Raw genomic sequence first — 21506 nt, 5'->3', positions numbered from 1 at the left:
TGCCTATGCCAACATATGGTCAGCCACAACGACTGGCAGGCAGGTTTTCCTTTTTTTCCGCATTCATTATTCTCAAGGCAGGCGGCCGAGATCGCCTGAACCACGCATCATGCAAGAACCGATCTCCGGGCAACCAGACCTGAATGACACGACTGCCGCAACAAACGCTGCCGATGCAGCCGATGCCGCCGAAGTCCTCGCCCACAATGTTTCCGTCGAACAAATCGCCAGCGAAGTGGGGCGCCGCCGCACCTTCGGCATCATTTCCCATCCGGATGCTGGTAAAACCACGCTGACAGAAAAATTGCTGCTGTTTTCGGGCGCGATTCAGCTGGCTGGCACGGTCAAGGGCCGCAAGAGCGGCCGCCATGCGACGTCAGACTGGATGGACATCGAAAAGCAGCGCGGCATTTCCGTCGCCAGCTCGGTCATGCAGTTCGAATACCGCGACCACGTGGTCAACCTGCTCGACACCCCGGGTCACCAGGATTTCTCGGAAGATACCTACCGGGTACTGACAGCGGTCGACTCGGCGCTGATGGTGATCGATGCCGCCAAGGGTGTTGAAACCCAGACCATCAAGCTGCTCAACGTTTGCCGCATGCGCAATACGCCGATCATCACGCTGATGAACAAGATGGACCGCGAAACCCGCGATCCGCTGGAATTGCTGGATGAACTGGAATCGGTGTTGAAGATCCAGTGCGCGCCGGTGACCTGGCCAATCGGCATGGGCAAGACTTTCCGCGGCGTGTATCACCTGCTGCGCGACGAAATCCTGCTATTCGCTGCCGGCAGCGACAAGGCCGACCAGACCTTTGAAGTGATCAAGGGCATCGACAATCCGCGCCTGGACGAAATGTTCCCGCGTGAAATCGAGCAACTGCGAATGGAAGTCGAACTGGTGCACGGCGCTTCGCATCCTTTCGACCAGGAAGCTTTCCTGGCCGGTGTGCAAACCCCGGTATTCTTCGGTTCCGCCATTAACAATTTCGGTATCCGCGAAATCCTGAATGCACTGATCGACTGGGCGCAACCGCCTGGCTCGCGCGATGCCACTGTGCGCACCGTCGAGCCGAAGGAAGCGAGCTTCTCTGGCTTCGTGTTCAAGATTCAGGCCAATATGGACCCGGCGCACCGCGACCGGATTGCTTTCCTGCGCGTCTGCTCCGGCCATTTCCAGCGCGGCATGAAGATCAAGCATCTGCGCCTGAACCGCGAGATCAAGGTATCGAATGTGGTGACCTTCATGGCATCCAGCCGCGAACAGGTCGAAGAAGCTTACGCCGGCGATATCATCGGCCTGCCGAACCACGGCAACATGCAGATCGGCGACAGTTTTTCCGAAGGCGAGCTGTTGCAGTTCACCGGCATCCCCTACTTCGCCCCGGATTTTTTCCGTTCGGTGCGGATTCGCAATCCGCTCAAGATCAAGCAGTTGCATAAAGGTTTGCAGCAGCTAGGTGAAGAAGGCGCGATCCAGGTTTTCAAGCCGGTCACCAGCAGCGATCTGGTATTGGGCGGGGTCGGCGTGCTGCAATTTGAAGTGGTCGCCAGCCGCTTGCTCAACGAGTATGGCGTCGACGCCGTATTCGAAGGCACCAGCATCAGCAGCGCACGCTGGATCACCTGCGACGACAAGAAAATCCTGGCCGACTTTGAGAAATCATCGGCCGGCCATAACGTCGCTTACGATGCGGCCGGCAACATGGCCTATCTGGCGACCTCGGGCGTGAACCTGCGCCTGACGCAGGAGCGTTGGCCGCAAGTGGTGTTCCATGAAACGCGAGAGCATGCAGTCAAGCTGAACTAACGTAATTTTTTATCAAAAGGCCCCGCCCATACCCAGGCGGGGCTTTTTTTTGATTCTTCGCGAATCAACTTGAAAATATGTCGCGGAATATTTCCAGTTTGCATTTCGGAAATCGCGAGAGTAAGCTATACACAGCCTGAATACCACGATTCGCAATTCTAATTCTTATAAGAAAGCGTACATCATGCTACTTCAACGTTCACGTCTGTTCCCTGCCCTGCCTGCTTTCCTGTTATCCACCCTATCCGCCGCCGTTCTGACCTGCGCTCCGGCCGGAGCCGCGCTGGCTCAGGATGTCTTGCTGGGCGCTTCGGTGCAACTGACCGGTCCGGTCGCCAACACCGGACGCTATTATCGCGATGCCTATCAACTCGCGATCGACAAAATCAATGCCGCGGGCGGCGTGAAAATCGGTGGCCAGCAGCATAAACTGGCGCTCCGACTCTACGACAATCAATCTGACGTCAATCTAAGCGTGCGCCAATACACGCGCCTGGTGACAGAGGACAAGGTCAACTTGCTGCTGGGGCCGTTCGCCAGCAATTTTGCACTGGCCGATTCGGCCGTGTCGGAAAAATACAAGATCCCGATGGTCGAGGGCGGTGGCGCTTCGGACCAGATTTTCGCGCGTAAATTCAACTACATTTTCGGCACGCTGGCGCCTGCCAGCAATTACTTTGGCAGCACCGTCGAGATGCTCAAGTCGCTCAAACCGGAGCCGAAATCGGTGGCTCTGCTGTACGCCGATGACGCCTTCGATGTATCGGTGGCGGAAGGTACGCGGCCTAAACTGAAGCAAGCAGGATTGAATGTCGTCATGGATGAGCGCTACAGCACTAACGCCACCGACTTCAACTCGCTGCTATCCCAGATCAAGAGCAAGAACGTCGATGTAGTGCTGGTGGCTGGCCACGAAACCGAGATCTTGAATTTCGTACGGCAGGCCAAAAGCCTGGCAGTGGCGCCGAAGCTGTATTCGTTTACGGTGGGCGTGCCGAGCGAAGACTTCCGCAAAGCCTTGGGTAAGGATGCCGACTACGCGTTTGGCATGACAGCCTGGTTGCCGAGCACCTCCTTGAAAGACCGCTGGTTTGGCGATGCGCAGCAGTTTGCCAAGGAATACAAGGCCAAATTCGGCTATGATCCGGACTATCATGCCGCTTCAGGCGCCGCCGACGTAGAAGCGCTGGTGCAGGCGATGGAAGACGCTGACAGCATCGACCCGCAAAAGGTGCGCGACGCATTGGCGAAGATCAAGTTTGATAGCCTGTATGGTCCGATTGCGTTCAACGCGCAGGGACAAATCAACCTGCCGCAAGTTGTAATCCAGGTACAAGGCAATCAACTGGCGGAAATCTACGGCGCCAAGGGCTTCGTTAAACAACCGAAGTACCCGATGCCCGCCTGGTCCGCACGCTAAACCGGTAGGCCATCGGGATTTCAGGTGGAACTGCTCGCACAGATCCTCGTCAACGGCATTCTGCTCGGCGGGCTGTACGCTGTCATGGCGCTTGGCCTGGCCCTGGTCTGGGGCGTGCTCAATATCGTCAACCTGGCGCATGGCGCCTTCATCATGCTGGGCGCCTACGCGTCGTGGTACCTCTACACCTACGCGCATATTGATCCGTTCCTCGGATTACCCATCACCGCTGCCGTAATGTTCGCCCTCGGCTATGCGCTGCAGCGTGGCTTGCTCAACCTGGTGATCAGGGCGCCGATGTTCAACACGCTGCTGATCACTTTCGGACTGGAAGTGGTGCTGACTTATCTGGCCCAACTGGTATTTTCTGCAGACTTTCGCACCATCAACCCACCTTACGCCGGCAACAGCCTGGCATGGGGGCCGGTGGTATTTCCGGTGGCTCGGCTGGGTGCGTTCGGTGTCGCCATTGTCCTGACAGTCGGCATGTGGCTGTTTTTACTGCACACCCGGCTCGGACGGGCGATTCGCGCCACCGCCCAGAACCTGACTGCCGCCCGCCTCTACGGCGTCGAACCACGTCACCTGTATGCCATGACCTTCGCCTTGGGCATTGCGCTGGCGGGATCAGCCGGCACGCTGTATGGCACGGTGTCGCAAATCAATCCGTACATCGGCGCCACGCTCACCGCCAAATCCTTCGCCATTGCGATTATCGGCGGCCTCGACAATCCGCTGGGCGTCATCGTCGGCGGGCTGTTCCTGGGGATCGTCGAGTCGCTGACCGCCTTGTATATCGGCCAGACCTTCGCCGATGTCGCCAGCTTCGGCATCCTGGTGCTGGTGCTGATCGTGCGTCCCAGCGGCTTACTTGGAAAGACCACATGAGCAACAAGAAGATGTGGCGCACAGGCCTGGTAGTGCTCGCCCTGTTACTGCTGGCCGGCGTTCCCTGGTACGGATCCGACGTGCTGATCCAGTTCGGCATCAACGCGTTGCTGCTGGCGGTGTTGGCGCAAGGCTGGAACATCATCGGCGGCTATACCGGCTATGCTTCGTTCGGCAATTCGGTGTTTTACGGACTGGGCGGCTACGGCGTGGCCATCGCCATGGTGCAGTGGCAATTGCCGTTCGGTGTCGGCCTGGTTTTCGGCGTGCTGCTGGCGATAGTCTTTGCGGTTCTGCTGGGCTTGCCGGTGCTGCGTCTCAAAGGCCACTACTTCGCGATTGCGACGCTGGCCTTGTCGCAGGTCATGACCGCGATCGTCTCCAACGTCGGGCTGGCTGGTCAAAACATCGGCCTGGTGCTGCCGCCGTTAAATAACGACCGGCTGTTCTATGAACTGGCGCTGGGCCTGTTGGTGATCGCTACCCTGACGATCTTCTGGCTGACGCGCAGCCGCTTCGGTTTCGGACTCATCGCGATTCGAGAAAACGAGGAAGCCGCTGCCGTCATGGGTGTCAACACTACTCTGTACAAGGTTCTTGCGTTTACACTTTCAGGCATCTTCAGCGCCCTGGCCGGCGGTATTCATGCTTACTGGATTACCTTCCTCGATCCGGAAAGCGCCTTCGATATCAGCCTTAACGTCAAGATGATCATCATGGCTGTCTTCGGTGGCCCCGGCACCGTGCTGGGGCCCATCGTCGGCGCGCTCTCGCTGTCTGCCGTTTCCGAATTCCTGTCGAGTGAAGTGACCAGCGTCGCCGGCCTGTTTTTTGGTGTCGTCATCGTCGCTGCGGTGGTCATGATGCCCCTCGGCCTGGCCGACATGCTGCGGCGTTTCCGCAAAACCGGCTGGCGTTATTTCATTGAAAACATCCGGATCCACAGGCTATGACTGCCCTGCTCGAAGTCCGTCATGCCACCCGGCGTTTCGCCGGGCTGATCGCGGTTAACGATGTCAGCCTGACGCTGGCGCAGGGCGAAATCCTGGGTCTGATCGGCCCCAACGGCGCGGGCAAGACAACATTGATCAGTCTGATTAGCGGAACCCTGGCGCCGACCGAGGGCGAGTTGCTGTTCCAGGGCGAGTCCATCAACCGCCTGCCCGCATTTCGCCGCGCAAGGCTCGGGATTGGCCGCACGTTCCAGATCATGCGTCCGTTTCCGGGACTGACAGTATTGGATAACGTCGCCGTCGGCGCTCTGTTCGGGCGCGACGGCGGCCAGTCGCGCCTGGCGCAGGCGCGCGAACAGGCGCGTGCCTGCCTTGAATTCGTGGGACTGGATAAACACATCGATCAACGCGCCGATGAACTCGGTGGCCCGGGCCGCAAACGGCTGGAGCTGGCAAAGGCGCTGGCGATGCAGCCCAAGCTGTTACTGTGCGACGAGATCATGGCCGGCCTGAACCATGTCGAGATCGATGAGGTTATCGACCTGCTGCGCAAAGTGCGCGATCAAGGCATCAGCATTCTCGTCATCGAGCACGTGATCAAGGCCATCAAAAGCCTGTCGGATCGCTTGCTGGTGCTACACCATGGAGAAAAGATCGCCGATGGCACGCCCGAGGCGGTGCTGTCGGATCCGGTCGTAGTGCAGGCTTATCTGGGAAAGAAGCGGCCATGAGCGCTCCGGCAGATACGACTCCCCTGCTTAAAGTAAGCAATCTGGGTGCCGGCTACGGTGAATTGCCGGTGTTGCACGGCGTCGACCTGGAAATCTATCCCGCCGAAATGGTGGCGCTGGTCGGCAGCAACGGTGCTGGCAAGACGACTTTGCTGCGGGCTTTATCAGGCATGTTGTCTTGCAGCGGCAGCATTGTCATGAACGGCCGCGAACTGGTTGGGGTAACGCCCGATCGAATCTTCGGCCTGGGCCTGGTGCAGGTGCCCGAAGGACGTCAGTTGTTCGACCGCATGACCGTGCAAGACAACCTGTTGATGGGCAGTTACCGCCGTCACAACGATAAGGCCGCCATCGAGCGCGACCTGGACAAGATGTACGCCATCTTCCCGCGCATGGCAGAGCGGCGGCGCCAGCTGGCCGGCAGCATGTCGGGTGGCGAACAGCAGATGTGCGCCATCGCGCGCGCCTTGATGGCGGCGCCGGTACTGATGATGATCGATGAAATGAGCCTGGGCCTGGCGCCGGTCGTGACGCAGGAGCTGATGGAAGTAATGGCCGCGATCCAGCGGGATGGCGTGACCGTATTGCTGGTCGAGCAGGATGTGCAGCTGGCTTTGTCCGGCGCAGACCGTGCCTACGTGATGGAAACCGGCCGCATCGTGCATAGCGGACTTGCAAAAAACCTGATCAACGATCCGGCCGTTCAGCAAGCCTATCTGGGAATCTAGTATTACTACTGTGCTCTATGCACCGATATTTACCAGATTGGAAGGGTTCATTAAAGTGAACCGATAAGTGCGCGTGCGGCAGAATGCATGTCGTCCAGAATACTTCGCATGGCATCAGCGTCCGAGTTGGTAACCGGAGGGACGGGTTTCCGGTATGTGACGCGATTGCGAGCATCATGGAGACGGATAAGCGCGCTCTGCTTCGCCGGAGCCAAGCCAAGGTCTGCTGCAACGCGACCAATTGCTGTGGACCTGTGGCCGCCGGCATCGCCCGGGCGAACCTCATGGAACTCCAATACCGCCATGACGACATTGAACATGCCTTCGTAGGCAAGCAAAAACTGCGGAGAGGCGCCAAGGCCGACCTTCGAGGCTGCCAGTAGCTCTTGCGCATTCTGCATGAACTGTTTGACGGATTCCTTGCTCGAAGCAGCTTCCTTAAAAGAGCCTACCTTCAGCAGATTCTCATACTCAGATGGTCGTGCCACGTAGCTCCCCCATTAAATCGATGCGAGGGCCAGCCTTAATGGATTGAAGCACCGGGTCGTCGCCAGATGACCATTCGTCCTCGTTGTAGACATTCACATGAATTGGCCGCCCTAGCTCTTGCTCCACTGAGTCCAACAAGGGAGACACGGTAAACAGATCCACGTCGCCAACGACGACCATGTCAATATCGCTGTCATTGGTGTCCTTGCCGGCCGCGACAGAACCGAAGACAAACGCTTCGCGTAGTCGCTCCGAAATGGGGGCAAGGGCGCACGCCAAGGGCTCAGCCAGGCTCACCGTCTTCAAGGCCATTTTCCGCAGTTCGGGGTAGAGGATGAAATCGGGATTGGCGGCCAGGCGGCGCTGATTGCCAACTCTGCGTTCTTTCAGCAATCCTGACTCTACCCATCGCTTTAGCACTACGCTACCCGCACTTCTGCTACTACCCATTTTGCTCAATAGCTCAAGGGTTCCGAAGTCCCGCTCCGGGTGAGTCAGCACCGTCGCGATGAGTCGCTGCTCCGGCGGCGAGAAAAGGATATCAAGAGGTCGCATAATCCAATATTCCTAAATTAGGGATAATTGTACCAGATATAGGAATATAGATTGGATTTACATTTCCAAGATAGCATTTTTCAGCTCTTCTTTAGTCGATTTTGGCCAGCTGCCTATTAACACCTTCCGCAAAAGAGAAACCCGCGAGAGCAGAGCGCCACGCGGGTTCCGAATGAGTTACAGCACGATTTCCAATACGACAACTTAAGCCTGGTGCATAGCAACCGTTTTTTTTCAATGCAGGGGAATCCCCCCGCAGGCAAACTTAGGAATGACTGCGCTGGTCAGCCTCCGCCAGCGCCGCTTCGCGTGCCGCCAGTTCCTGCTCGGAATCGATCGCTTTGCCATCCAGCTGGCGATGCAACTGCTCTTCATCCAGCTCGCCGGTCCATTTCGCCACGACGATAGTCGCCACGCCATTACCGATGGTGTTGGTCAAGGCGCGTGCTTCCGACATGAAACGGTCGATACCCAGGATCAACGCCAGGCCTGCAACCGGCACATGGCCGACCGCCGACAAGGTCGCCGCAAGAACGATGAAGCCGCTGCCGGTAACGCCCGCGGCGCCTTTGGAAGTCAGCAGCAGGACTGCCAGCAAGGTCAGTTGCTGCACCAGCGTCATCGGCGTATCGGTCGCCTGGGCGATAAATACTGCAGCCATGGTCAGGTAGATCGACGTGCCGTCCAGGTTGAACGAGTAGCCGGTTGGAATCACCAGGCCGACCACCGATTTCTTGGCGCCCAGGTTTTCCATCTTGCCCATCAGGCGCGGCAGCACCGATTCCGACGACGAAGTACCGAGTACGATCAGTAATTCTTCCTTGATGTATTTGACGAATTTCCAGACGCTGAAACCGTGCACCCTGGCGACTACTCCCAGTACGCCGAAAATGAACAACAGGCAGGTCAGGTAAAACGCGCCCATCAGCTGGCCCAGCGACAGCAACGAGCCGAGGCCGTATTTACCGATAGTGAAAGCCATCGCGCCAAAAGCGCCGATAGGTGCGACTTTCATGATCAGGCCGACCATGCCGAACAGCACATGCGAGAATTTTTCGACAAAATCAAACACCAGCGTGCCGCGACCGCCGAACTTATGCAGCGCAAAACCGAACAGTATCGCGATCAGCAATACTTGCAGGATCTCGTTCTTGGCAAAAGCATCGACAAAACTGCTTGGAATGATGTGGAACAGGAAGTCGCTGGCTGACTCCATCTTGCCCGGACCGGTATAGGCAGCAATGCTCTTAGTGTCGAGCGCACTCAGGTCGACGTGCATGCCGGTGCCCGGATGCCAGACGTTGACCACCACCAGGCCGAGAATCAAAGCCACGGTACTCATGATTTCAAAATACAGCAAAGCCAGGCCGCCGGTCTTGCCGACTTTCTTCATGTCTTCCATGCCGGCGATGCCGATTACCACGGTGCAGAAAATCACCGGCGCAATGATCATCTTGATCAATTTGATGAAGCCGTCGCCGAGCGGTTTCATTGCCGCCCCGGTTTCCGGGTACAGATGTCCAAGCACGACGCCGATCACGATGGCGGTCAATACCTGTACATAGAGTGATTTGTAAAGCGCTGGTTTTGCCATATGTTCTCTCCGATTAGATTACGCTTTTTTTAGAATATCGCTGCTGGCCGCCTGCAAACATGACACTGCACGGCCTGCGCTGATCCTACTGCTTCCTTTTCCCTACCCATCGATCCGGTAAACCTCCCTGAATACCGAAACAGGAAAAACTGAAAAAAGTGCGCCACTTTAGCTGATAACGCTACCACCACTCAAGTTATTTACATTCACCGACATAAAATTGCATTTTATGCAATCATCATCAAGAAGCATCTGCCGCAATCTTTTGAATTGGCAGATTTGCATACGAATACATTCTGTTCTGTATTTCGCCGCAAGTAAATTCCCGCATGAGATATTTACCCTGCAAGATTTCCTGAGATGCGCTTGTCATAATGCTTGCGTATTCTGAATGGCGTTTCCCAATTTTTTACATTGCTTTATTTGCAATTACACATCTTGTCCGAGAGGCTAAACAACCGTTTTACACAAAACATCGGAAAGCAATGGCAACCTTTCCCCTGTTGTGTTTGTCTCAAACAGGCCAGGCCACCAGCAAGTCTTTTCATAACAAGGAAGATCCATGACTGAAAACGATGTCCGCAACAACGCCTTTGCGATGCCTATCCACAATCCCGCTTTTCCGCCGGGCCCTTATCGTTTCATCAATCGCGAATTCCTGATCATCACCTACCGTACCGATCCGGAAGCGCTCAAGAAAATCATTCCTGCGCCGCTGCAATTCGTCGAGCCGATCGTCAAGTTTGAATTTATCAAAATGCCGGATTCCACCGGCTTTGGGCATTACTGCGAATCGGGGCAAGTCATTCCGGTGACGCTCGATGGCGTGGCTGGCGGTTATGTCCACAGCATGTTTCTGAATGACCATCCGCCGATTGCCGGCGGCCGCGAACTATGGGGTTTTCCGAAAAAACTCGGCAACCCGGAGTTGCGCGTGCATACCGATACCCTGATGGGCACGCTAGATTACAGCGACTTCCGGGTCGCCACCGGCACCATGGGATACAAGCACAAGACGCTCGATAATGCAGCGATCAAGAAATCGCTGGAAACGCCGGCTTTCTTGCTCAAAATCATTCCGCATGTCGACGGCACACCGCGCATCTGCGAACTGGTACAGTACAGCTTGACCGACATCACCGTCAAAGGCGCCTGGAGCGGCCCTGGCGCACTTGACCTGCACGCGCATGCGTTAGCGCCCGTCGCCGATCTGCCGGTGCTGGAAGTATTATCTGCAGTACACATTTTGTCTGACCTGACCTTGCCCCTGGGCACGGTCGCCTATGATTATCTGGCCAAGTAACCCTAAGCCAACCAACGTCACGTAAATCATCACGCAAATAAAGGAATGCCATGTCACTCAAAGATAAAGTTGCACTGATTACCGGTTCCGCCAGCGGCATCGGCAAGGAAATCGCCATCGAATACGCACGCGCCGGCGCCAAGGTCGTGATCGCTGACCTGCAACTCGACGCCGCCACTGCCACCGCCAACGAGATCACCCAGTCCGGCGGCATCGCGATGGCGGTCGCCATGAACGTCACCGACGAAGCCCAGGTCGACAAAGGCATCGCCGATACTGTCGCCGCCTATGGCAGCATCGACGTCCTGATCAGCAACGCCGGGATCCAGATCATCGCCCCGATCGTCGACTCGACCCTGGACAACTGGAAAAAAATGCTGGCGATCCATCTCGATGGCGCTTACCTGACTACCCGTGCAGCGATGCGCGAAATGATCAAGAAAGGCAACGGCGGCTCGATCATTTACATGGGATCGGTACACTCGCATGAAGCCTCGCCGCTGAAAGCGCCGTACGTCACCGCCAAGCACGGCTTGATCGGCCTGGCCAAGGTGGTCGCCAAAGAAGGCGCGAAAAACAAGATTCGCGCCAACGTCATCTGCCCTGGTTTCGTCCGCACTCCGCTGGTGGAAAAGCAGATTCCGGAACAAGCCAAGGAACTCGGCATTACCGAAGACGAAGTAGTCAAGAACGTGATGTTGAAAGACACCGTGGACGGCGAGTTCACCACCACCCACGATGTGGCGCAAACCGCAATTTTCCTCGGCGGCTTCGAATCCAACGCGCTGACCGGGCAATCGATAGTGGTCAGCCATGGTTGGTTCATGCAGTAAGTTCGTGCAATAAGTTAATACAATGAGTTCATGCAGTAAGAGATCGCGGCTGCCGTCCTGTCGACCGCAGCCGCACTCAATTCGAGAAGCCATTTTGAGTACAATTTATTATCCGTCACAGCCAGCCCGGCGTCGTCCGCGTCGATTTCTGCATAGCTTGTCATGCGCGTTACTGCTGTTAGGCAGCGCCAATTTGCTCGCAAAAACCGCGCCGCCCAAACCTGTCGCGGCTGAGGAATCGTCAGCGTTTGCCAGCCGCCAGGCAGCGTTATCCGCTTTGCCGCCGCTGATGCTGTGGGTAGGAGAACGGCCCGACGACGTTCGCACCTGGATCGACGGCAGCGCCAGGCAAGGCAAAGGCGCAGCAGACAGTCCGGCGCCCTCAATCCAGGATCAGCGGATGGGGGTCGCGGTGCTCGACACCACGGTCCTGCTGCGCGATGGCAGCGCCAGCGTCCGGCGCCGTCAGCAATCGTTGAAACTACCGCCGGCGTGGTACGCCCAAAACCGTTTGCAGCAAAAAGCGCCGGTTGTCACTATCGTCCATATCGAGATGGCTCGCGGCGCGCATAAACCGACCCTGAACGAAAGGCAAAAACGGACTATCGTCAACGCCGTGGTCGCCGCAGCGACACGCAGCCCGAGCCAGGTAGTGCAACTTGATTTCGAAGTCATGCATAGCCAGAAGCCGTTCCTGGCCGATGTAGTCAAACGCAGCCGCGACGCCCTGCCCGCCAACGTGGCGTTGTCGATCACAGCGTTAGCGTCATGGTGCGTGGGGGATGCCTGGCTTGCGGATCTGCCGGTCGATGAAGTAGTGCCGACAGCGTTTCACATGGACGGCGAGGCCAAACGCATGCGGGACGTCCTGGATCACGACGGCCGCTTCCCGCGTCCGGAATGCCAGCCCAGCCTGGGCTTGTCGCTCGACGAACAACCGTGGCCGAGCAAGTTGCGCAGCCAGCGGCTCTACCTGTTTAACCGTAATGTCTGGTCCGGCACGCCGATGGCAAGCTGGTCAGTGCGGTTGGGGGCGATTTTCCCTTAAAGTCGGCTGCTAACGGCGGCGTGTATACCAATAGCCGTCGCCAGCAACTACCGGTGTCGCGTCTATTCGGTATCGGCCGCGCGTTGCGCCGGATACACCTTGACCAGCACAATCCGCGGCCCGTTCATTTTCTTGACCACGATATCGAACCCGTCGAATTCGATTTTCTGCCCTTCATGCGGCAGATCGCCGAGCTTGGCCATGATCAGGCCGCCAACCGAGTCGACATCTTCATCGCCGTCAATCACAACGTCGATGCCGAGTATCCGTTCCAGGCTGAAGATGGGCAGGCTACCCTTGCCCAGCAGGGTGCCATCATCCAGGCGACTCCACTCATTGTCGTTGCGCCGGAATTCATCGCGGATCTCCCCCACCATCGCGCCCAGTAAATTATCGAGCGTGATAAACCCCTCCGGCATGCTACCCTTTTTGCCGATGATGGCAAAATGCGGCGCGCCGGTGCGGAAGCGGCGGAACAGTTCCAATGCCGCCATGCGCGGCGAGACATATTCCACCGGTCGTAAATAAGCACTCAGGCTCTCGATCGACTTGCCTTCCTGTTGGGCGATAAACAAATCCTTGAGATGGATCACGCCCAGTACATTGATGCCGCTCTGGTCAAAGTAGGGATAGCGGCTAAAGCGGTGGCGGTAGATGGTTTCCAGGTTTTCCTTCAGGCTGCGCGACTGATGCAAGGCGGTGATCTCATTGATGGGCCGCATCAGGTCGGATACCTCGAGTTCGCTGAAATCGAGTGACTGCGCCAGCACTTTCCATTCTTCACGGTTGAATTTTTCACCGGCGTGACTACCGCGCAAAATCAACTTCAGTTCGTCTGCCGAATACTGCGCATCATGGCCGTGAACGCCACCCAGCCCTGCCATGCGCAAGATCCAGTTGGCGCTGGCGTTGAGCACCCAGATGGCCGGATACATGGCCCAGTAAAAACCGTACAAGGGCAAGGCGCACCACAGCCCTATTACTTCGGGATTGCGTATCGCGACGGTCTTGGGCGCGAGTTCGCCTATCACGATGTGCAGGAATGAAATCAGGAAGAAAGCGAAGAAAAACGAAATACCGTGGATCAGTTCCGGTGAACTGATGCCGACCCAGCCGAACACCGGCTGCAGCAAGCTGGCAAATGCCGGTTCACCGATCCAGCCCAGTCCCAGCGAGGCGAGCGTAATACCGAGTTGGCAGGCGGACAGATAGGCGTCCAGCTGATGGTGCACTGTCGCCAGAATGCGGCCGCGCAGGCCTTGCGTCTTGGCGATGGCGCGAATACGGGTCTGGCGTAATTTGACTAGACCGAATTCGGCAGCAACAAAAAAACCGTTGAGTGCTACCAGAAATAATGCTGCGAAAACCAATAACAGGTTGTTCAATGAATCTCTTTCATGGGTAACGACGGATGACAAGTATAGGGGACGATTGCGTTTTCGACAAAATCACGACGAATCGACCGTCTTCCGGGGTTGCGGAAAACAACACCGTGCAAAAAAAACGGGGCAGAGCTTTACGCCATGAAATTGCGTAAAACTCTGCCCCGTTTCAGGGATTCAGACCGCAACAGCGGAATTTATCGCCTACAGCGCGGTCGCCAGCGCACACTGGCGATAGTGCTCTGCTGCCAATGCTTGCTGGTCAATCGCCTCATGTAATTGCCCCAGTTTCAGATGCGCTTCACGCACCGTGGCTGGCGCCACCGAGTCCGACAAGGCCTGCTCCAGATGACGCTGGGCTTTGCCCCATAATTTTTGCTTGAAGCAGAAGCTGCCCAGGGTCAATGCCAGCTCGGCATCGTTCGGCGCCTTGATTGCCCAACGTTCGCAATGCTCGATTTGCGACAGCAACGCAGGCGTAGCTTCAGCCGCGGCAGCATCGCGGTAGACCGGCAACAAACGCTGGTCCCACTCTGTTGCCAGGGATTTCTCGACGATGGCGCGGGCTTCGGCATGCAAACCGCATTTGTTGAATGCGTTGGCGGCACGCATGGCGATGAACGGCTTGATCCGGTCTTCGCTCGGCACCGTAGCCCACAAGCGGGTAATCGATTCAGCATCGTGGGCATCGTCCGACAGCAAACCGTCGTAAGACAGTTCACGCAAGCGCGTCGACAAGGCTGGATGCAAGGCGTCGTGCTTGTCCAGGTTGCGTACCAGACGCAACACTTCCGGCCAGTTCTTGGCTTGCTGGTTGGCTTTCAAGGCCAGCCGCAAGGCGTGGATATGGCGCGTGCCGCGGGCGTTCAGTTCATTGACGGTTTGCAGCGCCGCCTGCGACTTGTGTTCATCCACCAGCAGATCCAGCGTCGTAATCAGCCGCGCCGTTTTCAGCGGCTCGTCCTCTTCGATGCTGGCCAGCCAGATATCGCGCCGCTCGGGTTGCCCCATGCGATGCGCAGCACGGGCGCCGATCAAAGCTGCCACGCCCAGGTTGTCGGGCAGTTCGGCGGCGCGGGTGGCGGCTTTTTCGGCCTGGCCGAAACGGCCCTCGAACAAGGACTTGAGAGAATCGCGCAAGGCGTTGTTGGCGGTGGTTTCACGTTTATTGCGGCGATAACCGATCACGCGCGCAGGCAATTTCTGGGTGACCCGGATCGCCCGGATCATCACGTATAAGATGATGAATAGAATCGCCAGCGCTACGACGAAAAAATTCAGTGACAGGTCAATCCGGTATGGCGGGAAAAACAGCACCACATTACCGGGGTTGTAACGCGCCACCACAGCCAGGCCGATGGCGACCGCAAACAGAGCAACAAGCCGGAGAAAGAATCGCATAGGACTATGGCTTGCCTTTGTAAGTACGGATCGCCGCTGGACTATCCAGCGCCGGCATGGTGATCGAGAGATTGCTGCTTTGGACTTGCTTCAGCAGCGTCTGTACGGTCTGGGTCTGCTTGGCGCGCGTGTCGAAATACTTGGTGATGGTTTCCTGAGCGGCAATCAGGTCGCTGCGGAATGCCGATTCGTTACGCGACAGCAGGCCAAGGCGGGCGTTAAGCAAACGCAGCTTCAGGTTCTCCCGGGCGTAGTAAGCCTGGGTTGGCGACAACAGCAAGGCCTCAGGCGTATCGACAGTACGGACCCTGATCAGCTGGCTGATTTCAGTCCACATCTCGCTGCTCCAGCTTTGCCATTTATCCTTCAAGCTGTTCTTCCAGTCAGTCACCGCGGCATCGGCCGCAGCTTGCGACTTGGCGACATTGCCGGCATTGCCAACACCGGCGGCTTTTGGCTTGCTGCTGACGACAGCCGGGTTGACAGCCTGATTATTCGGCTTGCTGACGCCGACGATCGGCTTTTCATCGGACAACAGCGGCATGCTGTCGATCTGGCCGATGATGCTGTCAAGCCGTACCGCGATGCCGGTGACATCCAGCGTCGGCAAGGCTTTCAGTTTTTCGATATCGCTGGCGATGGCGCGGCGCACGATGATGAATTGCGGCTTGTCGGAGCGCGACAGATTTTTGTCGGCGTTCTGCAGCGCGATCAGCGCACCCTGGACGTTGCCGGCCAGTTGCAATTGCTGGCTGGCAGTCGACAGCACGTCTTCTACCTGGGCCAGGGTCCAATCGTCGCTATTGCGGGACAAATCCTTGTATAACTGCTCGAGCGCCAGTTGCTGGCTTTGCGCTTCGACTTGCTTGCTTTCCAGCACGCTGACCTTGCCCTGCAATTCCTTCGACTCATCCTGCACCGACTTGACCAGCACCTTGGTCTCGGTATTGGTGCTGTCGCCGACTTGCAGGCGGCGCGCTATTTCCTGGCGCAGCTTGTTGTTCTCGGTGTGCATCACCCACCATTGCGCTGCCAACGCCAAGGCCAGCAACAGCAATATGCCGTAGACCAGGCCAAGGCCCCGCTTTGAGCTCTTGCCCTTGTCGATAACATAAGGTTGCAGCACAGGTTGCGCGGCTGACGATGGCGACGTCGCACTGACGGCAGGACCAGCAGGCTGGTTCGATTCTGGAGTGGGTATCGATTCGTTCATAGCGGGAATTGTAACGCGTCGAGTAGCCGTTCGTCGCCTGAGCCGGTGAGAGTCACATCGGTAAATCCAAGCGCATGTGCTGTTTCGGCAATGCGGGCATGCGGGACAAGGAGTTTCTGCTGTTGGATTTTTGCAACACCGGTGCTGCTTTCAAGCGCTTGCACCAGGTCCATCAGGTGCCTGAGTGCTTCCGAACTGGTCAGTATCCAGTCATTTTCAGTATCCAGCAGTTGTTGCAGACGTGCTTTCAAGGCTTCATCGAGGACTGGCGCCTGGCGCCGATATGCCGCTACGGCCTGCACTTTGATACCAGCCGCAAGCAAGTTGTCGGCAAAGAATTCGCGGCCGCTTTCGCCGCGCACCAGTAACACTTGGCGGCCGCGCAAGGCGTTCAGGTCGAGCGCCAGCAACAATCCCTCGGAATCGGTCTTGGCCGGATCGGGCGGGCTGAAAATGGTGGTGTTATGCGCCGTCAGGCCATGCCGCGCCAACGCCGCCCGGCTACCCTCGCCGACAATCCCGATGGGAACCTGCAGCGGCCAGCTGGCAATATGCTGGAACGCGGCGTCGATCGCATTCGGGCTGACAAACACCACCAATGCGTAGGTATCGAGTTTGCTCAGGACGGCTTGCAAAGGCGCACTGTCGCTCAGCGGCAGGATTTCCAGCAAGGGGAAAATCAGGGGCTGCCGGCCGCGTGCCGCGATCTGCTGCGCCAGCGCCCCGGCTTGCGCCGCCGGCCTGGTGATGACAATCGGATGCAGAAGTGAGGGTGGGCTAGGTTGCATGACAACCATCTACCTGTCGGCAAAAGGAAAAATCGGCAAAATCGCTTCGCTGTAACCGCTGTAACAATAACACTGGCACTAGGCGTCCTTGCACAACGCCAGAATGGCCCCTGCGTCTTGCGCTTCCAGCGCTGCCGCGATCTGTTCTCCCAGCACCTCAGGCGCATCGGCCGCACCGCTGGCGTCGGCAATCGCCACCCGCAGGCCGTCCGGCGTAGCGATCATCGCCCGCAAACGCATCTGGTCGCCGCTGATGGTGGCAAACGCCGCCAGTGGAATCTGGCAACTGCCGCCGAAGGCCCGCGACAAGGTACGCTCTGCAGTCACCGCCAGCTCTGTCGGCAAATGATTCAAGGGTGCGAGTATTTCGTGCAGATCGGCACGGTCGGCGCGGATCTCGATCGCCATTGCGCCCTGCCCTGGCGCCGGCAAACTCTGCTCCGGCTCGATCAGGGCTTTGATGCGCGCTGCCAGGCCGAGCCGCTTGAGGCCGGCGGCGGCCAGGATGATGGCGGCATATTCGCCACGATCCAGCTTGCCCAGGCGGGTATCGAGATTGCCGCGCAAAGGCTTGATCTGCAATAAGGGAAAGCGCGCCGCGATCAAGGCCTGGCGCCGCAGGCTGCTGGTGCCGACGATGGCGCCCGCAGGCAATTGCTCCAGGCTGGCGTAGTCGTTTGAAACGAAAGCGTCGCGCGGATCTTCACGCTCCAGGACAGCGCTTAGCGCAAAGCCGGGCGGCAGTTCCATCGGCATGTCCTTGAGCGAATGCACCGCGAGGTCGGCGCGGCCTTCCTCCATCGCTACTTCCAATTCCTTGACGAACAAGCCCTTGCCACCAACCTTGGATAAGGTCCGATCAAGAATTTGATCGCCGCGGGTGGTCATTCCGAGGATTTCTATATTACATTCTGGATATAATGCAGATAACCGCGCGCGCACGTGTTCCGCTTGCCACATGGCCAGCCGGCTTTCACGCGATGCAATCACTAACTTGGATGGGGAGGATATTTTAGCCACAGGTTCTTTCAAATTTTAGCTATATAGAGCAGATAGCAAATGCAGCAACGCAGTCAGAATAGAGCAGAGTTATCTAATCGCCAATCATTAGCCGCTAGCGCGTGTTATCAAAAACGCGTAACACACGTAATTTTTGCGCCGGATTTTAGCATGCGCTCCCTGCTGTCTCAGTTGTACTCTCTATATCGAATTATATATAGAGCGCGTTTAACCAGTTACAAGCCCTTCGTTCCCACCCCAGAAAAGCTGATTGCACTCGTCCATTATGGCAAAACAATTGAATTCTGCTGTCCAGGTAAAAAAAACCGCCCCCAACAAAGATGCTCCACTCAAAGAAGATATTCGTCTGCTGGGCCGCTTGCTGGGCGATGTGCTGCGCGAACAAGAGGGCGATTCGGTATTTGAAGTAGTAGAAACCATCCGCCAAACCGCGGTGCGCTTCCGCCGCGAATCGGATCCGCAAGCCGGCGCCGATCTCGACAAGCTGCTCAAGAAACTGACGCGCGACCAGACCAATTCGGTGGTGCGCGCGTTTTCTTATTTTTCGCACCTGGCCAATATCGCTGAAGACCAGCATCACAATCGCCGCCGCCGCGCCCATCTGCTGGCCGGATCGGCTGCGCAGCCTGGCAGCGTTGCCCATGCGCTGAGCAAACTGGATGACGCCGGTGTATCGGGCGCTACCGTGCGTAGTTTCTTGAAAGACGCCTTGATTTCGCCGGTCCTGACTGCCCATCCGACCGAAGTGCAACGCAAGAGTATCCTGGATGCAGAGCGTGAGATTGCCCGCCTGCTGGCTGACCGCGACCGTCCGCTGACCGCCAAGGAACTGCGCGACAACACTGAACTGCTGCGCGGCCGTATCGCTACCTTGTGGCAAACCCGCATGCTGCGCTATACCAAACTGACTGTCGCTGATGAAATCGAAAACGCGCTGTCGTACTACCGCATCACCTTCCTGCGCGAGCTGCCGGCGCTGTACGACGACATCGAAGGCGAAATCGCCACCCAGTTCCCGACTCGCGGCCGCCAGAGCAGCGCCGGCGCCAGCGCCGAACTGGCGCCATTCGTGCAGATGGGCAGCTGGATCGGCGGCGACCGCGACGGCAATCCCAACGTCAACGCCAGCACCATGCAGCGCGCGCTGACACGGCAATCGACCACGATTTTCGATTTCTACCTGGAAGAAGTACACGCCTTGGGCGCGGAGTTGTCGGTATCGACCTTGATGGTCAGCGTTAACCAGGAACTGCTGGTTCTGGCGGAAAACTCGCCTGACACCTCGGACCATCGCTCTGACGAGCCTTATCGCCGCGCCCTGATCGGGATCTACGCACGGCTGGCATCGACCGCACGCGAACTGGGCGCCACCAACATCTTGCGCCAGGAAGTCGGCGCCGCTGCCCACTATGCGGCTCCGCAGGAATTTACCCGGGAATTGCAGATCGTCGAAGATTCACTGCGCGCCCATCACGGCAGCGCCTTGATCAAACCGCGTCTGGCAACGCTCAAGCGCGCCTCCGAGATTTTCGGCTTTCACCTGGCCTCGCTCGACATGCGTCAGAGTTCCGATGTCCATGAGCGGGTGCTGACCGAGCTGTTTGCCCAAGCCCAGGTAGAAGGTGCTTACGACAAACTGAGCGAAGAACAGAAGATCGAACTGCTGCTGGCCGAACTGGCTAAACCGCGCCTGCTGTATTCGCCGTATATCGCGTACTCCGACGAGACCGTGTCGGAACTGTCGATCCTGCGCGCCGCCGGCGAAATGCGGCAACGCTACGGCACACGGTCGATCCGCAATTACATCATTTCGCACACGGAGACCGTGTCCGACCTGCTGGAAGTCTTGTTGCTGCAACAGGAAACCGGCCTGCTGCGCCCTGATAGCGGAAAGGGTAAAGCCACCGTATCTGAGGCGCCGGAAGTGATGGTGATTCCGCTGTTCGAAACCATTCCCGACCTGCGCCGCGCTGCCGCGATCATGGAGCAATTCATGGCATTGCCGCCGGTGGCGCGCCTGATCGCCAAACAAGGCCAGCTGCAGGAAGTCATGCTGGGTTATTCCGATTCCAACAAAGATGGCGGCTTCCTGACTTCCAACTGGGAACTGTACAAGGCCGAGATCCAGCTGGTACGCGTGTTCGATCGCGCCAGCGTCAAGCTGCGCCTGTTCCATGGCCGCGGCGGCACCGTCGGCCGTGGCGGCGGTCCGAGCTACCAGGCGATCCTGGCGCAACCGCCGGGCACCGTCAACGGCCAGATCCGCCTGACCGAGCAAGGCGAGATCATCGCCTCCAAGTTTTCCAATCCGGAAATCGGCCGCCGCAATCTGGAGTTGCTGGTAGCAGCAACGCTGGAAGCCAGCCTGATGCCGAATAATGCCGACAGCAAGCAAGCTAAAAAGCTGGGTGAATTCGAGCAATTGATGGATGGCTTGTCCGAGCGCGCTTACCAGTCGTATCGCAACCTGGTTTATGAAACACCCGGTTTCACCGACTACTTCTTTGCAGCGACGCCGATTGCCGAGATCGCCGAACTGAACATCGGTTCGCGCCCTGCCTCACGCAAAGCGACCCGCCGCATCGAAGATTTGCGCGCGATCCCGTGGGGCTTTTCCTGGGGCCAGTGCCGCCTGCTGTTACCGGGCTGGTATGGCTTCGGCAGCGCGATCGAAAGCTGGCTGGAAGAAGGCAAGGACAGCAAGCTCAAAACCCAGAAACTGGCGACGCTGCGCGCCATGTACAAGGAATGGCCGTTCTTCGCTACCCTGCTGTCGAACATGGACATGGTGCTGTCGAAAACCGACCTAGCGGTGGCTTCGCGCTATGCCGGGCTGGTCACCGACCGCAAGCTGCGCAACAGCATCTTCAAGCGCATCGTCGATGAACATGAGCGTACCAGCAGCATCTTGTCGGCGATTACCGGCGCCAAGGACCGCTTGTCTGGCAATCCTCTTCTGGCACGGTCGATCAAGAACCGCTTCGCCTACCTGGACCCGCTGAATCACTTGCAGGTAGAACTGATCAAGCGCCACCGCAGCGTGACCGCGGCGGGGCGGACTACCGAGGAACGGGTGAAACGCGGGATCCATTTGAGTATCAACGGGATTGCTGCGGGTCTGCGCAATACCGGCTGATAGTGATCTGGGGTAAGTCAACTTTCGCAGGCTTTATCGCGAAACTTGACTCTGACCCCACATCACGGCTTCGGAGAGAGGTAATTTACTTATCGCAGGTTTATTTCTTTTTGTTTTACTGCTCTTGCTCCGTGGTCCACTAGGTGGGGTCAGAGTGAAGTTTCGGCGGTAAGGCCTGCCGAAAGTTCACTCTGACCCCAGTTAGTTCGCT

The 21506-nt window shown here is 57.6% G+C and carries 18 protein-coding genes; 10 read left to right on the top strand and 8 right to left on the bottom strand.

The features are described 5' to 3' along the window. The first annotated feature begins 109 nt into the window (after positions 1-109). The 6 genes from BM029_RS04930 (at position 110) to BM029_RS04905 (ending at position 6533) form a co-directional block, all read left to right on the top strand. Positions 110-1813, top strand: coding sequence for a peptide chain release factor 3 (locus BM029_RS04930; protein WP_092433173.1), 1704 nt, complete (start codon positions 110-112; stop codon positions 1811-1813). A gap of 184 nt (positions 1814-1997) precedes the next feature. Further along, positions 1998-3233, top strand: coding sequence for an amino acid ABC transporter substrate-binding protein (locus BM029_RS04925; RefSeq protein ID WP_092433172.1), 1236 nt, complete (start codon positions 1998-2000; stop codon positions 3231-3233). A 24-nt stretch (positions 3234-3257) separates the two neighbouring features. Next, on the top strand, positions 3258-4121 hold the full coding sequence (locus BM029_RS04920; protein ID WP_092433170.1) for a branched-chain amino acid ABC transporter permease: 864 nt from the start codon (positions 3258-3260) through the stop codon (positions 4119-4121). Continuing rightward, entirely contained in the window at positions 4118-5074 is a 957-nt protein-coding gene (locus BM029_RS04915; RefSeq protein WP_244544910.1) for a branched-chain amino acid ABC transporter permease, read from the top strand. The genes BM029_RS04920 and BM029_RS04915 overlap by 4 nt, the downstream gene beginning before the upstream one ends. Continuing rightward, on the top strand, positions 5071-5805 hold the full coding sequence (locus BM029_RS04910) for an ABC transporter ATP-binding protein (protein ID WP_092433168.1): 735 nt from the start codon (positions 5071-5073) through the stop codon (positions 5803-5805). The genes BM029_RS04915 and BM029_RS04910 overlap by 4 nt, the downstream gene beginning before the upstream one ends. Continuing rightward, the gene (locus BM029_RS04905) at positions 5802-6533 is read left to right on the top strand and encodes an ABC transporter ATP-binding protein (protein WP_092433163.1); all 732 of its coding nucleotides are present in this window, start codon (positions 5802-5804) and stop codon (positions 6531-6533) included. The genes BM029_RS04910 and BM029_RS04905 overlap by 4 nt, the downstream gene beginning before the upstream one ends. Positions 6534-6583: 50 nt before the next feature. Here BM029_RS04905 and BM029_RS04900 read toward each other — a convergent pair whose 3' ends face one another. The 3 genes from BM029_RS04900 to BM029_RS04890 form a co-directional block, all read right to left on the bottom strand. Beyond that, positions 6584-7021 carry a hypothetical protein gene (locus BM029_RS04900; protein WP_092433161.1) on the bottom strand — a complete coding sequence of 146 codons (438 nt, stop codon included), beginning with the start codon at positions 7019-7021 and terminating at the stop codon, positions 6584-6586. After that, the gene (locus BM029_RS04895) at positions 7005-7577 is read right to left on the bottom strand and encodes a nucleotidyltransferase domain-containing protein (protein WP_092433158.1); all 573 of its coding nucleotides are present in this window, start codon (positions 7575-7577) and stop codon (positions 7005-7007) included. The genes BM029_RS04900 and BM029_RS04895 overlap by 17 nt, the downstream gene beginning before the upstream one ends. 265 nt (positions 7578-7842) lie before the next feature. After that, entirely contained in the window at positions 7843-9171 is a 1329-nt protein-coding gene (locus BM029_RS04890) for a dicarboxylate/amino acid:cation symporter (protein ID WP_092433155.1), read from the bottom strand. Between the two features lie 562 nt (positions 9172-9733). On the opposite strand from BM029_RS04890, the gene BM029_RS04885 reads away from it, so the two are divergent. The 3 genes from BM029_RS04885 to BM029_RS04875 all read left to right on the top strand — a co-directional run bounded on the left by BM029_RS04885 (position 9734) and on the right by BM029_RS04875 (position 12355). Beyond that, positions 9734-10474 (top strand): acetoacetate decarboxylase, encoded by a 741-nt coding sequence (locus BM029_RS04885; RefSeq protein WP_092433153.1) that lies wholly within the window; start codon positions 9734-9736, stop codon positions 10472-10474. A 50-nt stretch (positions 10475-10524) separates the two neighbouring features. Further along, the gene (locus tag BM029_RS04880; RefSeq protein ID WP_092433151.1) at positions 10525-11307 is read left to right on the top strand and encodes a 3-hydroxybutyrate dehydrogenase; all 783 of its coding nucleotides are present in this window, start codon (positions 10525-10527) and stop codon (positions 11305-11307) included. 193 nt (positions 11308-11500) lie between these two features. Continuing rightward, positions 11501-12355 (top strand): hypothetical protein, encoded by an 855-nt coding sequence (locus BM029_RS04875; protein WP_092433149.1) that lies wholly within the window; start codon positions 11501-11503, stop codon positions 12353-12355. A gap of 62 nt (positions 12356-12417) precedes the next feature. Here the strand turns inward: BM029_RS04875 and BM029_RS04870 are convergent, their stop codons facing one another. From BM029_RS04870 to hemC, 5 genes are all read right to left on the bottom strand, one after another. Further along, on the bottom strand, positions 12418-13740 hold the full coding sequence (locus BM029_RS04870; RefSeq protein ID WP_092433147.1) for a hemolysin family protein: 1323 nt from the start codon (positions 13738-13740) through the stop codon (positions 12418-12420). Between the two features lie 201 nt (positions 13741-13941). Next, positions 13942-15138, bottom strand: coding sequence for a heme biosynthesis protein HemY (locus BM029_RS04865; RefSeq protein ID WP_092433145.1), 1197 nt, complete (start codon positions 15136-15138; stop codon positions 13942-13944). Positions 15139-15142: 4 nt separating this feature from the next. Next, positions 15143-16351 carry a uroporphyrinogen-III C-methyltransferase gene (locus BM029_RS04860; RefSeq protein ID WP_092433142.1) on the bottom strand — a complete coding sequence of 403 codons (1209 nt, stop codon included), beginning with the start codon at positions 16349-16351 and terminating at the stop codon, positions 15143-15145. Beyond that, complete coding sequence (locus tag BM029_RS04855) at positions 16348-17139, bottom strand: uroporphyrinogen-III synthase (RefSeq protein WP_170850981.1); 792 nt, start codon at positions 17137-17139, stop codon at positions 16348-16350. Before BM029_RS04855 ends, BM029_RS04860 begins: the two co-directional genes overlap by 4 nt. Before the next feature lie 78 nt (positions 17140-17217). Continuing rightward, complete coding sequence (hemC, locus tag BM029_RS04850; protein ID WP_092433138.1) at positions 17218-18159, bottom strand: hydroxymethylbilane synthase; 942 nt, start codon at positions 18157-18159, stop codon at positions 17218-17220. Between the two features lie 265 nt (positions 18160-18424). On the opposite strand from hemC, the gene ppc reads away from it, so the two are divergent. Beyond that, a complete protein-coding gene (ppc, locus tag BM029_RS04845) occupies positions 18425-21295 on the top strand; it encodes a phosphoenolpyruvate carboxylase (protein ID WP_092433137.1) in 2871 nt (956 codons plus the stop codon). The last annotated feature ends 211 nt before the right edge of the window (positions 21296-21506 follow it).

It is taken from the genome of Collimonas sp. OK607 (assembly GCF_900111995.1).
Classification (GTDB): Bacteria; Pseudomonadota; Gammaproteobacteria; order Burkholderiales; family Burkholderiaceae_D; genus Collimonas.
Note: the sequence above shows the minus strand (reverse complement) of the source record. Positions and strands in the feature narration are given on the sequence as shown.

Coding starts and splice junctions, on each gene's coding strand:
- BM029_RS04930 (WP_092433173.1), top strand. CDS start 110: ATGCAAGAACCGATCTCCGGGCAACCAGACCTGAATGACACGACTGCC.
- BM029_RS04925 (WP_092433172.1), top strand. CDS start 1,998: ATGCTACTTCAACGTTCACGTCTGTTCCCTGCCCTGCCTGCTTTCCTG.
- BM029_RS04915 (WP_244544910.1), top strand. CDS start 4,118: ATGAGCAACAAGAAGATGTGGCGCACAGGCCTGGTAGTGCTCGCCCTG.
- BM029_RS04910 (WP_092433168.1), top strand. CDS start 5,071: ATGACTGCCCTGCTCGAAGTCCGTCATGCCACCCGGCGTTTCGCCGGG.
- BM029_RS04905 (WP_092433163.1), top strand. CDS start 5,802: ATGAGCGCTCCGGCAGATACGACTCCCCTGCTTAAAGTAAGCAATCTG.
- BM029_RS04895 (WP_092433158.1), bottom strand. CDS start 7,577: ATGCGACCTCTTGATATCCTTTTCTCGCCGCCGGAGCAGCGACTCATC.
- BM029_RS04890 (WP_092433155.1), bottom strand. CDS start 9,171: ATGGCAAAACCAGCGCTTTACAAATCACTCTATGTACAGGTATTGACC.
- BM029_RS04885 (WP_092433153.1), top strand. CDS start 9,734: ATGACTGAAAACGATGTCCGCAACAACGCCTTTGCGATGCCTATCCAC.
- BM029_RS04880 (WP_092433151.1), top strand. CDS start 10,525: ATGTCACTCAAAGATAAAGTTGCACTGATTACCGGTTCCGCCAGCGGC.
- BM029_RS04865 (WP_092433145.1), bottom strand. CDS start 15,138: ATGCGATTCTTTCTCCGGCTTGTTGCTCTGTTTGCGGTCGCCATCGGC.
- BM029_RS04860 (WP_092433142.1), bottom strand. CDS start 16,351: ATGAACGAATCGATACCCACTCCAGAATCGAACCAGCCTGCTGGTCCT.
- BM029_RS04855 (WP_170850981.1), bottom strand. CDS start 17,139: ATGCAACCTAGCCCACCCTCACTTCTGCATCCGATTGTCATCACCAGG.
- ppc (WP_092433137.1), top strand. CDS start 18,425: ATGGCAAAACAATTGAATTCTGCTGTCCAGGTAAAAAAAACCGCCCCC.